Below are 13,296 nucleotides of genomic sequence, written 5' to 3'. Positions count from 1 at the left end.
GCGCCCGGCAAGATCAGCCGAGCGGTGGGAGGCGGAAACCGGCTGGCGGCGCGAGGCGGTCGGACACATGCTTTTGCGTGATCGGCCCATGGCAGAGTTGGGCATGAAGGGCCTGAGCTTGCTTGCTGCAGACTGGCATGGGGTCACGATTCTCGTCGCCATCATGTGCCTCGATCCATTGGAGGAGCGTCTTGCGCGGTGCTGGCTCGATCGCCCCGCTTTGCTTGCGCGACACGGTCAGCCCTTGGTGCCGACGGCGCGGCGATATTCAGTCACATATGCGCCGCCCGATATGCCGGCATCGATCGTCTCGGCGTTCAGGATCGCTGGATAGAGGGTCGCATGATAGGAGCGCAGGCTTTGGGGATCGCTCGCGAGATGCGGGGGAACCGGGAGATCGATGCCGTCGTAGCGATAGGCCCTGGTGAGATGATCGATTTGCATGGGGGTAACCTCCTGTTTCTTGATCGGACTGCGGTGTGGCCAGGCTGGTCAGAACAGAGTGGCAGGTTCATCCGCTCTGGCCCCGGCCGGGGGATTGCTCGCTACCGCCGGCTTCGCGCTGTGCGCGGGCGCGGTTGGCCTCGCCACCGCCTTGGGCCTGGCCGCCTCCGCGGCAACGGTCCTGGCCGCTTCGGCAGAGGCGCGCTGGTCGGCGATCTGATCCCCCAGTGTCCTGCGCGTGGCGATGAGCTGCCCAAGAGCGCCGTCGGCTCCCCTGGCGAGCTCGGCATCAATCTCTGCGGCGCTGGCGGTGAGCGAGATCGGCCGGCTCTCGCTTGCCTCAAGTTTCTGGCTATCCCCCACGGCCTTGCGCGGAATGACGGTCAGGGTGACGATATCGTCCGGCCCGGCAATGAGGTCGAAGGCGAGCGAGTAGCGCGAAAGCAATGGGAGCAGACTGGCGATCAGCATGGCGATTGATCCTTGTTGGGCTGGCAGGAGTGCGATCAGGCGGCAATCGACGATTCTTTGAGCGGCGTCTCCTCTTCGGGCGGCGGCCCATATTGTCCATCGAGCGTCATGGCGGCCGGCAGGCGGCCGGCCCAGCTGAACCCCGGACGATTGAGCATGGCGACGAGGAGCTCGCTTTTCTTGCCGGCAAGCAGTTTGGCGAACGCCTTTGGACCGATATGGGTGATCAGTCCGCATTCCTGCGCAATGAACATCAGTTCATCCTTGGTGTAGCGTTCCAGGAATGCCTGATCGACCTGCCAGATGTCGCGAACATCCACTTCAAAGGTCCGCGCCAAATGTGCCACATGGGCGAAGGCCTGGACGTCCTTTGCGTAAGCTGCGCCGATGATCGAGAGGATGTTGGCCGCGCGAGCCGGTGCAAGCGCCAGGATTTGCGCGATCTTGGCCTGATAGTCGAGCCCTGGAAATTCAGGCCCGACCAGCACGCCCGAGCGCGACGTCAGCGTCTCGGGCTTGATCTGCGAGAGGGTGCCCGACATCGCGGCAATGAGGATCGCTGCCTGGGCATGAGCGGGATTGGCCGCAAGGGTTCGCGCGAGCGCCGTCCGCCACATCGCCTCACGAAGCTCGATGGTGCGGGCAGCGATCGAGGTCGCGCTGACAGCTGCCTTGTCCCGCGCCACCGGAGCGATCACGGCGCGGGCCGGTGTTTCGGGCGGGCCTGCCGCCGGCGTCTCGATCCCAATATTCCCGCCAGCCTGAGCCATCGCCTCCTGATCGCAAGCGGCCGACGTAATCTTATCTTCGTCGTCGTGCCCCTCATCCCCATCGGCACGACTGGCCCCGACGTCCGCCTGCACCTGCACCGACGCCTGCGCCTGGAGGTCGGTCCGGGTCAGTTCGGCGGCTTGCATCTTGAGGTCAAAACAGCCTGGATTGGTGCAAAAGCCATCCTCGACATGGGTCTCGAAGAGCACATGCTGGGTCGTCGAGTTGAACGGACAGGCGGTGCATTCAGTCTTGTCGAAGCAGGCAGCGCCGAGATTCTGGGTGACCCGCATCAGCAGATCTCGGGTCTTCGAAACGTCAAGGCCAGCTTTCAATATGGTGTCGAGCGCCTTTTCCTGTTTGTCCACGGGAATGACGGCGAGCAATTCGGCATGGCCGATCTTGATCCGACGCTCGTCCAGTGCGCATTTGACCGGCTCACAGAGTTCTGCGAGCGCCAGACGCCGCGCGAGTTTGGAGGTGGACCAGCCAAGCCGGCGCACGGCCTCGGCGCGGTCGTTCTTGCAGGCCGCTAGCACGCGCACGGCGGCATCGGCCTGTTCGGTTTCCGATGCGTCGTCGCGGATATCATTCTCGTCGATTGCCGCTTCGAGCGCCTCCTGGTCGGACATCTCGCGAATGATGACGGGTATCGAACCCGAGGCACCGAATACTTCCCGGGCGGCTCTCCAGCGACGTTCGCCAAGGACGATGGCGAAGAGGTCGCTGCCATCGGGCGCCGGCCGTACGATGATGGGCTGAAGGACACCGCGCAATCCGATCGACACGACGAGTTCATCATGCTTTCTCCGACTGAAATAGCGGCGAGGATTATCGCCTTTGACGATCCTGCTGATCTGAAGCGTCGCGACATCCGAAGGGATTGATGCGGCCAATGCTTGTCTCCTCATTTTCTGGGCGCGTCGGACCAGGGTGCTGATCGCTTCCCGCACGCCCTTCCCCACCCCCCTCCCTCCTTCTCCAGCAAGCGTGTCAGACCGCCGGGAGAGGGAGCAGATGTGCAAGGCGCAACAGGCAAGAGCCATCGGCTCAGCGCAGCAGGGCCGGCATATCTGGCAAGGTGCGGCCGGCCCTCGTCCCTATCCCTCTCCTGGCTGTAAGGAGCACGTCGTTCCAGTCGTTCAGGCCCCACCAGGGCCATATCGTCTCGACGAAACAGCGTCGCGCCTCATAGGCTAGCCGCGCACGCAGCTCGGCCTTCCGTCCGGCGCCATCAGCGTCGGGCAGAAGGACAAGATGTTCTATTCCGGCAGGCAAACTGAGCTGGTGCAGGCGCTCGCTTCCCAGCGCCGCCCAGACCGGAAAGCCCAGCAACAGGGAGGCGGATTTAGCGCTCTCGACGCCCTCGGCAATCCCCAGTTTGTGCGTTGGAGCCCGCAACCTCACGGCTCCGGACAGCGGTCGCCCCAATGTCCGCTTGGGACGCAGGAGATCCTGCGCCAGATTGCTTCCATCCGCCTCGAGAAACAGCCGCTGGAGAGCGACAATACGGCCGCGATCCTCAACCCCGGCCAGCAATGCAGGCCTGAAGCGCACATCGCGCCCCCGTCCGAGCGGCGTTCGAGGATGCCATCGCAGGCTCTTAGACAAAGTATGGATGCCACGGTTGCGCAGATAGACCTGGCCTGGACTCGACGCCACATCGCGCGCCTCCTGCCAGAGCGCCCGGGCGATGTCGCCGGTTCTGTCTGGCGCAAGAGCGCTGGTCGCATCCCGGTCCGATCGCTCCACGGGTACGTCCAGCGCCAGGTGCCGGATCGCCCGCAAGACTTCCGGGGGCGTGCAGCCGGCGAAGCATTTGAAAAGGAGGCTGCTGTGCCCCACCCGCACGGACAGGCTGGGCGTGTGGTCGTCATGCGCGGGGCAACGGCACATGGCCCCGTGCGCCTGCCAGGTGCCGCCAAGCCTTTGCACCAGTTTGGCGGCCGCCATTTGGAGGGAAATCAGGTTCATGGGCATTCCTCGCGCAGCATCAGCCCAATCCCCACCTCCCTTCCCCTTCAGCCTGTCTCCACCAAGTATAAAATCGTGCGCCTAAGTCTTTTTCAATCATCGACAAAGCAATTGGTACGAAGGCCATAGTCCAGCATCCGGACCTTCTCCGCTTCATCTTTGAAAGCTTTCGCCTGATGCTTTGGAGGCCGCGATTCTGCGGTTCAAATGAAGGAGCGTGACATGAAGAAGAAGACCGTCCGCAGCCGTCGGCTGATCGATTTGGGCGCTGCAACGACCGTGACGAAGGGTGGCGGCAACAGCCTCACCAATGACGGCGTCAGCGGGCAGCGTATCTATGCGCCGAGCCTGACCGCCGAGTGATCGGCTCCGGGCGTGCGCCCTGCGCGCGCGCCCGGATTTGGAGCATTGTGCCATGTCCTATGGACTGCGTCCGTCCCTATATCATGTCTGGCTGAAAGATGATGTGATCCTCCTCGACCTGTATCATGACAGATATTTCGCATTGCCGCAGGAAGCGCGTCCCTTGTTCAAACGGGTGATCGAAGAGGGCAACGAAGATGAAGATGAGCTTGCCGTTCTTAGCCGGGCTCTGGGTGGCGACGCCCTTTGTTGGATCGATCACGAAGCCCCCGATCATCGAGCAGGACATCTCCAACCTGTTCGTTGCCTGGGTATGGGAACTCAATCAGTGGCTCCAGGAGCGGCGCTCAGGGCGATAGGATATCGCTGCCAGTCCGGCCTGTGGCTTCGATTCTCATCGTTAGAAGAAATCATAGCCAGACTGCAAAAGCGCAAGGCTGGCGTCATCGCCGAGGTCGGAAAGGATGATGCAACTGGCTCGATCGCCCAGGCCTTTCAAAAAATCGCACCCTTGTTTCCAATGGATGATCGCTGCCTGAGCACGTCCATCTCCCTGATCATGGCGCTCTTTGATCGTCACCTTCCAGCGACTTTCGTGATCGGGGTTCGGGCCGGACCTTTCGCGGCTCATTGCTGGGTTCAGCAGCGAGACCTGCTGATCAACGACGACCTCGAGAAGGTGCGCACATTCTCGCCGATACTGGTGATTTGAGATGGCCGTTCGCTACCTGCTCATCATCGATCGGAGCGAGGGGGATATCCCGCCAAAGTTGGTCGTTCCCGCCGGTTTCACAAGGGTCGAGGTGGAGGCACCTGGCACATTCTACATCAATGATCCCGCCGCTTTTCGACCGGGTGAATCTGGTGACTATAGCCTGTTAGGATTGTTCTTTTCAGGCAATTGCGCGCCGCCTGATCATCTCGAAACCGGTCGAACTCTGCTGCAGCGAGGATGGGGCGCATTCGTCGCCTTTCGTGCGGACACGGGCGGATATAGCTTCATCCGCGATCCCTCCGGTCAGTTGCCCTGTTTCTTTCGTACCGTCGGGCCACGCTGCTACATCGCGTCCGACATCGACCTCCTGCGTCAAGCAGATGGCCGGGACATCCCTGTCGACTGGGATGAAGTGAGCGACACGCTTCTCTTCACCAACCATTTCGCCGATCGCACCGCCTTGCTCGGAATCACTGAACTTCTGCCCGGGCAGGAATTGCGTGTCGACCAGACGAGTGAACAGGTGTTGACGGCCTGGACCCCATGGGACCATGTGACACCCGCGATCATGTGTCCGGACGTTGCAGTCACCAGTTTGCGCAACGCGTTCGATCGGGTTTTTCAGGCGCTTGCCAGCCATCACCAATCGCCGATCATCACCGTGTCTGGCGGGCTGGACTCATCCATAGTCGCCTTGGGCATGTCGCAATTCAGTGATCGGGCGAAGCTGTTCACTTTCTTCACACACGACGACCCATTGGGTGACGAGCGCCATTTTGCGAAGGACATCGCGCACGCCTGCTCTGCTCCGCTGATAGAGGCACCATATCGTTTCCCCGATTTTTCGACCTGCTGCAGGACCGAAATGTTCCTGCCTCGCCCGACACTGCGGAGCATAGCTGGCCTGGTAGATTCCATGCTCCTCGATCAGGCATTCGTCGGGGGGCATAGCGCGATACTGGGCGGCTATGGCGGAGATAATGTCTTTGCCATGACGGCGTCTGGCTATGCATTGCGGGACTGCGTGGAAAGTCGTCGACCTGTCGGCGAAATTGTCAGAACCATGCGTGACCTCAGGCGTCTGACTGCTGCTTCCTATCTTGATCTTGGACGTCATGCCGCTCGGGTCTGCATATCGCGCCAGAGATATTCATGGCCACGCGAGGTCAAATTTCTGAGCAGGGATGCTGCAAGCAAGGTGAAACCGGTACGATATCACCCTTGGATGGAGGCCCCAGACGGAGCCTTGTCCGGTTCGAGGGCGCACATCGCGGCAATCATCCGCAGCCATAACTTCCTGCAATGGTTCCCCCGAACCGGTTCTGCCGAAAATTTGTCGCCCCTCCTTATGGCGCCGATCATGGAAGCCTGCCTCTCCATACCCAGTTGGATCTGGTGCGCTGATGGCCGCGACAGGTCCATCGCAAGGCGGGCCTCTCCGTCACTTCCTCAATCCATCGCCTATCGAAAGAGCAAAGGGTCTCCGGTAGCGCTGCACACGCGATTTTTCGAAACCTATCGCCGCGAACTGAGTGATCTTCTCTGCGATGGCATGCTCGTTAAGAAGGGAATAGCTGATAGGGACGCGATCTTCAGCTACTGCGCGCTACCAACGCCCGTTCGAGATCTCGCCTTCTTACGAATCCTGGAAATTGCAGATGTCGAAATTTGGTGCCGGCAGCACTCCTCGTGAAAGGCATATTTTCAATGCCGTTCACGTCTATCGGTCCGTCTCAGGAGAGGAAGCGAGCATGTCTGGAACGGGACCTTTGCCGTCTTTGACCAGATGATAGTCGAACCATGCGATGTTCCGGAGATAGCTGGCCCTGCGATGCGCTGGCTGCCAGAAAATATGATACTCATCCGGGAACACATATAGGTTCAATGGCTTTTTCGCCTGCCTGAAGGTCGCTTCGACTTCGAGGGTCTGAAGATATTCTCGATCCGCAGTCTGAATGAGAATTGGTACATCGATCTGCTCGGCATTCAGTGAAACGGAATACTCTCTGGTGCGCTCACTGCTTCGATCTTCCAGGCGTGGAAAGCCGGCGGTCGTCGCAACGTCTGACAGATAGGGGCCGATGGTCACATTGACACCCATTGTGTCGCTGCAGCAGGTACCCATCGAGACGGCGCGAAATGTCTTGTTGTGGATGAAGGTATAAGTGGCCTTGTCCACCCCATCGCTGAATCCAGTCAAACCCACCCGTTCAGGATCGGCAATGCCCTCGTCGACAAGCATCGAGATGGCCGTCATGATGGACGAGGCGCCGCTCCTCTTGTCGCTCCAGTCGGCAAAGCCACGCCGGTCCACCTCGGCCTGATCGACTGCTGGGGCCAGAGCGCCTGTGTGCTCCGGGCGATTGTAGACCAATACCGCCATGCCTTTTGCGGCGAGAGGATAAACTGGAAAGAGGTCACCCGTGCCACCTCTCAGAAAGCCACGTGATTGATATCCCACTACCACAAGAGGGAGGCGAGAAGGCCTGTCGCGCGCTACTGGCAGTACCAGATCCCCATAGCATTCCAGCCCAATGTCGTTTCGCCAGTGCAACCGACGAACATTCCCAATTTTTGCCGCACGCCATTCAGGATTGGGGTCGAACAAATCTCGCTGGGTGCCGGTTGCATAGTCGATAAGCACCAGTCGCCTTGGTGCCTTCGAACTCTCTACGGCGCAGATGAAATGAGCCGGCGTCGCCCGACAACCGGTCAACAGATCTGAGGTGACCAGCATCTGTCGTCGGGTTCCACCTCGTAGGTCCCATATAGAGAGGCTGGTCATGCTCCCGCCCCATCCCGCAGGACTGGCGATAATCAGGCTGTTCTCGTCACGCCACCAGATCTTTCGAGCGATCGCACATCTTATGTCTCTACAGGCATATTGCCTGCCGTCATGCATGGATGCGAGAATTTGCCTGGGCCCGTTGATTGTATGAGCGCTCTGGTACGAGATGTGCGCCGTGTTGCCGTGCAGATCTTCGGCCGTGGCGACTATGTCAGGGCTGCTGTCGAACGCATCGGAATGGGCGATCTCGCGAGACTTTCCGTCTGCGAGCGCGACTGCAAATGTGCGGGCCGGTTTCAGCGTTGGAAATGGCGTTGAGCGCCATTCCGGCATCCAGCGCATATCGAAGCGATATCCGTTCATCCCCTCCTGCGCGACAGCCTGCGCCGCGGTCAACTCGTCCGGGCGCGACACATAAATCAACTCGCTTCCATCGTCGCTCCACCGGACGGATCTGACATCGACAGGCGAGTGCGTCACCTGGACAGCTATTGCGCCCGCTATATCATGACGCATCACCTGAACGATCCCGTTTTGCCGCTCCAGATAGGCGAGTGACCGCCCATCCGGAGACCAGCGGGGCACCAGGGTGGAAATCACGCCGCCACCATAGTCAGTGAGGTTCGCAAGGTCGTAACGAACCAGAAGCACGCCGCCCTGCACCATTATCGGATCACTGACCGATCGCGACCTGACGTCTATGATGACGAAGCCCTGACAATATTCGTTTCTGTCGGCGTCGGCTCTCCGCAATGCGACCGCGACCTTTGTGCCGTCGGGTGAGACTGAAAAGGGCGGCTCCATATCGGCGAGCCCCCCGATATCGCGCAGGTTCATCAGCACGGCGGCATCGATCTGTTGCGGGAGAGACATGTCATGGTCCGGTATCAAAGCAGACCTACAATCGACCGACGCTGGAGCCGCGCCGGCCGCGGCTGCAACGAGCATCCAAGTCAACATCGTCAGAAACTCTTGGTCAGGGAGAGGCTCAGATAGCGACCGATCGCTGAATAATTGGTCGAATCATACGGCGCATATATGACTGAAGCTTGGCGGATACGGTCCGGCATCTTGTCGAACAGATTGAGCGCCGTGGCCTGAATATCGATCCCGCCGGCCTTGCTTCCCAAATGATGCCTGATCGAGAGGTCGAAAGTAGTCAGGCCGGATACTTTGTCAGTTTCAGTGAGCCTGTTGTCGGTGACGCCTCCGATATAGTTTGCGATCAGGTTGATCATGAGCGCGCTTCGTGACCAGCCAAGACCGCTGCGCATCTTGAACCGGGGTGGATTGAAAATCGTGCCGGAAAGGTCGATCGGTCCGCTGGCCGGAAAAAGCTTCCGGCTTGTGTCCAGGTAGCTCGCATTGCCGTACAGTTCGAACGATCCTGCATCAGTCAGTTCGAAACGGTAGCGCACAGCCAGGTCGATGCCCTTGATCCGATCCTGTGCGACATTTCGATATCGCGCGTCCATTATGGCGTACACGCTGGTAGGATCGAAAGGCGTGCCGAACCCGGTCTGATCATCGAGGCCAGTCGGTGACAGGGCGATTGCCGATGCAATCGCTTCCGCGCCTGGCAGCAAATTGATGAGGTCGGCAAAGGCGGGATCGATCAGGGCGCGGCTCCAAGATGCGATCGGGGCCACGACGCGATTGCTGTAATTCACCTTAAACGCGCTGACTGATGCCTCAAGCCCGGGCATAGACTGCGGGTGCAGGACGAAGCTGGCTGACAAGCTACTTGCTTTCTCGGGCGACAAGTCCGGATTACCGCCATCGATCAGTATGACCGTCTGGCCCGGAGGGGCTTCTCGCTCGCCACGCAAAGTCCCTTCAAGGAGATAGACCCAAGGGGGATTGATCCGCTGATACAGTGTCGGTGCCCGGAACGAGCGGCCCCAGCTGAGCTTGAGATCAAAATCCGCGGTCGGTCCCCAGATCAGGCCGAGCTTGGGAGTCGCCAGACGCCCGACGCCCGGATAATCCTCATATCGAACGGCAGCCTCCAGGGTCGCTCGAGCATCATCGCAAACGGCGCTTCTTCTCCACGGTCGAACTGGTCAATGCGCTCGAACAGGAAAAGGCCCAAGGAAAAGCGGAGCAGATCGCTGGTAGGATGGCCCACTCCGATCTCGTCATCCTCGACGAGAGGCTGAAGGCTTTTCGACGCAGTTCCTGTTGCCGCTCAACGACCTAATTGACGCGTTCAATCGCTCACTGCTGAGCACCCCCGGCGAAAGCGTGCAGTTCAAATCGGCCCACACGGTTGAGCGCACATCGCTTGCCATGCGGCTCCGTTACGCTGACCCAATCGAAAACGCCCAGTACCAGACGGATCTACCGCCACAGCTGGTCCTGAGCGAAGGGCAGATGGCGGCGAACGGCTTCAGCATATTGTGCGCCGCGAGCACCGCCTATCGATGGTCTCGCTGGCGGGCCTTGCTGCTCGACGATCCGCTTCAGCATAACGACATCATTCACGCGGCGGCATTCGTCGACGTCATGCGGAACCTAGTCGAAATCGAAGGATATCAACTGCTCATGTCCAGCCACAAGCGGGACGAGGGGGAGTTCATCGCGCGAAAATTCGATGCGGCAGGGCTTCCCTGCACTGTTGTCGAACTGACCGCCGTGTCTAAGGACGGCGTGCGCTCGGCGCCTCCGCGTCACAATGCGGCCGCGCGCCGATTGCTGAATGGTCCGGAAACTCGCTTCGGGACGCCGGCGGCTTGACGCACGTATCGTAATCCCGTCAATGAGTCCTCCGCTCGAGCTCGATCAGATCCATCGCTACATCGTTCACCTGCTAGGAGAGGCGTTGGCTTTGGCGAGAGGCTTCGGAAGGCCCGACGACTTTGTCATCCCTCCGATTGTTATAGAATTGCTCTCATATGAATAGTCGTAATAGAGGTATGGACTTGCTTTAGGTCTTGAATTGAGCGGCCGCTTCGTCCGGAACCGGTCATTCGCTATCGACTTCCAAAACGACGGGTTTGTTCCAAGCCCTGCCTATCGCGGTCGCCTCTTTGTGGCCGTTCAGCTGCCGATTTTCCGTTCCCAAGTGCGGCCGGTCCGCTATGCCATGCTGGATGCCCAAGACCTGACCGGTAGAGCTTCCAGATCACAAATGGCGGAAGCAGCCGCCCGCACGGCGATGGTTGGTTCCGTGCCAAAAGAGACTTCGTCGGCCGGTCGTTTGTCCAAATCGGCCGCTGCCGCGCCAACACCTAGCTGCCGCCGAGCTCGTCGCTGGCCGAGATGGCGTTGGCCGCTTCGTGTCTGGCGACGAGATCGTCGATCATATTGTTCAGATTCAACCCGATCCCCGCGATGTTCGGTTGCAGCTGAACATAGCGGGAGAGGGCCTTTAGCCCCTGTAGAAGCGGCGCAACCGCGGCGGGCTCCCGCTCGGAGGCAATGTCGTCCAACGCCTCTTGTATCGTCACAATATGCTGAAGCCTCAGTCTCTCGAAATATAGCTCCGACGTCACCGCAGCTTTGAGCAGATCGCGGGCATCGCTGAGCGCTTCTGGATCGCGCCGCGCGAGCGCGATATAGAAGAAGGTGAAAGCATGATCGGCCCGCTCGGGCACCTCGAGTTTCGTCACCGCGACGCGGCGGATCAGCGCATACGCCTGGTCGGTGTTGCCAAGATACAGTTCGCATTCGGCTTCGAAGGTCCGAAGGGCCTGATCGGGCCCTTCTTCAAACGCCCTTCGATAAGCTTCGATTGCTTCCTGATAGCGCTCAGCATAGCGCAATGCATCGCCGAGCTGCCGGCCGACTATCGCACGGCCGCTGGCGGTCAGCTGCTCCTTGTCGTCGGCAAGCGGTACCAGCCGGGTGACAGCCTCATCAAGGAAGGCGCGATCATGATCGATAACGCCTCGGCCCTCCAGAACTTTGCAGAACCAAATGATGGCGTTGACGCTGAACGGCTTTTCAGCTTCGGCCGCACGGCCGACAGCGATGGCCGCTTCGAAGCGCGCGGCCGCCCCCGTGTCATCACCCGCCATCAGTAGCTGAAAGGCGTAGGCGCCGCGATACTGCAATTTGTCCGCCAAGCTGCGCGTGCGCGAGACGATCGCGTCATAAAAGTCAAGGTGCTCGGAAAGACCCATCGCATTTCCGTGAAGGTCGACGTGGATTTGCAGCAAATCCACGTCCTCGCAGGCGGGCGTAATATCCAGGCCAGCGATCTTCTCGGCGGCGGCAACGCGATCCCCCTGCCAAAGGGCGACGATCCCGCGCTGATAGGCAAGCTTGGCCCGCCATCGCGGATCGTCAATTGCGCTTTCAATATCGTCCAGCAAGGCCGGCAAGCGGTTGAGCCAGCCTAGTCTGCCATAAAGCCACATCAAATTCTCGAGATGGGCGTTCAAAGCATTGACGTCGACGAGCATGAGTTGGTCGCGTGAATAGATCGGGTGCGGGACGTCCAGCGGCACCGTATGGCTAAGGTGCCAGATACGATACTGGGTGATATCTGCGCGGACATGCAGCAAGGCCGCAAGCCTCCGCTCCGCATTCGCATCCGCCTGCCAGACTCTTCCTACCTGCCTGTTGGGGATGCGCTTCGCACAACATTTTCCGAAGCGCTTCATCGATCCGCAAAGGCACGGCGCCTTGCGATCGGGAAGAAATGGACGATAGGGCTTAACCGGCGACTTGAGCATCTGTCGCTCATAGCCCGATTATGGTCTCACGAGAATTGGGGTAAGCGGGGCCTGGAGACCGCAGATCAGGCGGCTGCGGCGATCGGTTGCTGATCGGTCCGCCAGTTCCACGGCATGAGTTCATCCCAGCGAGTAGCAGGCCAGTTGCCAGCGATCCTGGCGATGACGTCGGCGATATAGGCCTGTGGTTCGAGGCCATTGAGTTTGGCGCTCTCGATGACGGAATAGATGGCAGCGGCGCGATCGCCGCCTGCTTTTGAACCTGCGAACAACCAGTTTTTGCGACCCAGGGCCACGCAGCGCATGGCGCGCTCGGCTATGTTGTTATCGATTTCCAGACGTCCATCATCGAGAAAGCGCGTCAGAGCGACCCAGCGCTTGCGACCATAGGCAATGGCCTTGGCCATCTCGGATTTGGGCGAAAGGCGGCGCAGGGCATCGTCGAGCGCCTGGCGCAGTTCGTCGATCAGCGGCTTGGTGCGGTCCTGTCGGCTTCGTCGTCGGATATCGGGCTGGTGGCCGCGAACCTCCGCCTCGATCTCATAGAGCTGACCGATGCGTTCAAGCAGATCAGTGGTGAGCGGTGTCGGCTTGGTCGCATGAATGTCGAATATCTTGCGCCGGAAATGCGCCCAGCAGGCGACCTCGGTGACGCGGTTGGTGTCGTAGAGCTTGTCGTATCCGGCATAGCCGTCCGCCTGAAGATAGCCGGTGAAACTGGCTAGCTGCCGTTGGGGATGTGCGCCTGTCCGGTCGGTGGTGAACTCATACCAGACCAGCGGCGGGGTCATGGCACCGCAGCCCCGATCGTCGACGGCATAGGCCCAGAGCCTGCCGGTTGCCGTCTTGCCACGTCCCGGATCGAGCATGGGGACCGGTGTATCGTCGGTGTGGATCTTTGAAGCGGTCAGTCCGACCTCGCGGATGCGGTTGATGATCGGATCGAGCAGGACAGATGCCTGGCCGACCCAGCCTGCCAGCGTCGAGCGGTCGATCTCGATGCCCTGCGCGGCCATGATCTCGGCCTGGCGGTATAACGGAAGGTGATGGTCGAACTTGGAGACGACGACGTGGGCCAGGGTGCCGAAGGT

At 60.1% G+C, this 13,296-nt stretch carries 13 protein-coding genes and 1 pseudogene; 5 read left to right on the top strand and 9 right to left on the bottom strand.

Translation table 11 applies throughout. The features are described 5' to 3' along the window. Nucleotides 1-13: 13 nt before the first annotated feature. The 5 genes from F4U94_RS25125 to F4U94_RS20195 form a co-directional block, all read right to left on the bottom strand. Nucleotides 14-235, bottom strand: coding sequence for a hypothetical protein (locus F4U94_RS25125; RefSeq protein WP_120253361.1), 222 nt, complete (start codon nt 233-235; stop codon nt 14-16). A 2-nt stretch (nt 236-237) separates the two neighbouring features. Further along, nucleotides 238-444: a PRTRC system protein C gene (locus tag F4U94_RS20210; protein WP_120253362.1), complete on the bottom strand. Its 207-nt coding sequence runs from the start codon at nt 442-444 to the stop codon at nt 238-240. Nucleotides 445-492: 48 nt separating this feature from the next. Beyond that, nucleotides 493-915, bottom strand: coding sequence for a PRTRC system protein E (locus F4U94_RS20205; RefSeq protein WP_120253363.1), 423 nt, complete (start codon nt 913-915; stop codon nt 493-495). A gap of 35 nt (nt 916-950) precedes the next feature. Further along, on the bottom strand, nt 951-2,597 hold the full coding sequence (locus F4U94_RS20200) for a ParB/RepB/Spo0J family partition protein (RefSeq protein ID WP_172598886.1): 1,647 nt from the start codon (nt 2,595-2,597) through the stop codon (nt 951-953). 139 nt (nt 2,598-2,736) lie between these two features. Further along, nucleotides 2,737-3,660, bottom strand: coding sequence for a DUF7146 domain-containing protein (locus F4U94_RS20195; protein ID WP_232016361.1), 924 nt, complete (start codon nt 3,658-3,660; stop codon nt 2,737-2,739). Between the two features lie 222 nt (nt 3,661-3,882). On the opposite strand from F4U94_RS20195, the gene F4U94_RS24495 reads away from it, so the two are divergent. From F4U94_RS24495 to F4U94_RS20185, 3 genes are read left to right on the top strand one after another with little or no spacing between them, the layout of a single operon-like run. Beyond that, the gene (locus tag F4U94_RS24495; protein WP_161600425.1) at nt 3,883-4,023 is read left to right on the top strand and encodes a hypothetical protein; all 141 of its coding nucleotides are present in this window, start codon (nt 3,883-3,885) and stop codon (nt 4,021-4,023) included. Nucleotides 4,024-4,075: 52 nt separating this feature from the next. After that, entirely contained in the window at nt 4,076-4,735 is a 660-nt protein-coding gene (locus F4U94_RS20190) for a lasso peptide biosynthesis B2 protein (protein ID WP_120253366.1), read from the top strand. Between the two features lies 1 nt (nt 4,736). Further along, on the top strand, nt 4,737-6,431 hold the full coding sequence (locus F4U94_RS20185) for an asparagine synthase-related protein (RefSeq protein WP_120253367.1): 1,695 nt from the start codon (nt 4,737-4,739) through the stop codon (nt 6,429-6,431). Nucleotides 6,432-6,458: 27 nt separating this feature from the next. On the opposite strand, the gene F4U94_RS20180 is transcribed toward F4U94_RS20185, so the two are convergent. After that, a complete protein-coding gene (locus F4U94_RS20180; RefSeq protein WP_120253368.1) occupies nt 6,459-8,486 on the bottom strand; it encodes an Atxe2 family lasso peptide isopeptidase in 2,028 nt (675 codons plus the stop codon). A gap of 2 nt (nt 8,487-8,488) precedes the next feature. Beyond that, on the bottom strand, nt 8,489-9,493 hold the full coding sequence (locus tag F4U94_RS20175; protein ID WP_232016666.1) for a TonB-dependent receptor domain-containing protein: 1,005 nt from the start codon (nt 9,491-9,493) through the stop codon (nt 8,489-8,491). Between the two features lie 56 nt (nt 9,494-9,549). Here F4U94_RS20175 and F4U94_RS20170 point away from each other — a divergent pair. Beyond that, a pseudogene (locus F4U94_RS20170) lies at nt 9,550-9,678 on the top strand (ATP-binding protein); the annotation flags it as partial. Between the two features lie 29 nt (nt 9,679-9,707). Then, the gene (locus F4U94_RS20165; RefSeq protein WP_120253370.1) at nt 9,708-10,262 is read left to right on the top strand and encodes a P-loop NTPase family protein; all 555 of its coding nucleotides are present in this window, start codon (nt 9,708-9,710) and stop codon (nt 10,260-10,262) included. Nucleotides 10,263-10,756: 494 nt separating this feature from the next. Here F4U94_RS20165 and F4U94_RS20160 read toward each other — a convergent pair whose 3' ends face one another. After that, nucleotides 10,757-12,205, bottom strand: a complete 1,449-nt coding sequence (locus tag F4U94_RS20160) for a hypothetical protein (protein WP_145986316.1) — start codon at nt 12,203-12,205, stop codon at nt 10,757-10,759. A 65-nt stretch (nt 12,206-12,270) separates the two neighbouring features. Next, nucleotides 12,271-13,296 (bottom strand): IS66 family transposase (tnpC, locus tag F4U94_RS20155; RefSeq protein WP_150412174.1); only part of this gene is annotated, 1,026 nt, incomplete at its 5' end.

The organism is Sphingobium limneticum, from assembly GCF_008710155.1.
In the GTDB taxonomy this organism is placed as follows: Bacteria; Pseudomonadota; Alphaproteobacteria; order Sphingomonadales; family Sphingomonadaceae; genus Sphingobium; species Sphingobium limneticum.
Note: the sequence above shows the minus strand (reverse complement) of the source record. Positions and strands in the feature narration are given on the sequence as shown.

Excerpts from the sequence above, each read along its gene's own strand:
- F4U94_RS20195 (WP_232016361.1), bottom strand. The coding sequence starts at position 3,660 with ATGAACCTGATTTCCCTCCAAATGGCGGCCGCCAAACTGGTGCAAAGG.
- F4U94_RS20205 (WP_120253363.1), bottom strand. The coding sequence starts at position 915 with ATGCTGATCGCCAGTCTGCTCCCATTGCTTTCGCGCTACTCGCTCGCC.
- F4U94_RS20210 (WP_120253362.1), bottom strand. The coding sequence starts at position 444 with ATGCAAATCGATCATCTCACCAGGGCCTATCGCTACGACGGCATCGAT.
- F4U94_RS20200 (WP_172598886.1), bottom strand. The coding sequence starts at position 2,597 with ATGAGGAGACAAGCATTGGCCGCATCAATCCCTTCGGATGTCGCGACG.
- F4U94_RS20185 (WP_120253367.1), top strand. The coding sequence starts at position 4,737 with ATGGCCGTTCGCTACCTGCTCATCATCGATCGGAGCGAGGGGGATATC.
- F4U94_RS20180 (WP_120253368.1), bottom strand. The coding sequence starts at position 8,486 with ATGTTGACTTGGATGCTCGTTGCAGCCGCGGCCGGCGCGGCTCCAGCG.
- F4U94_RS24495 (WP_161600425.1), top strand. The coding sequence starts at position 3,883 with ATGAAGAAGAAGACCGTCCGCAGCCGTCGGCTGATCGATTTGGGCGCT.
- F4U94_RS20160 (WP_145986316.1), bottom strand. The coding sequence starts at position 12,205 with ATGCTCAAGTCGCCGGTTAAGCCCTATCGTCCATTTCTTCCCGATCGC.
- F4U94_RS20190 (WP_120253366.1), top strand. The coding sequence starts at position 4,076 with ATGTCCTATGGACTGCGTCCGTCCCTATATCATGTCTGGCTGAAAGAT.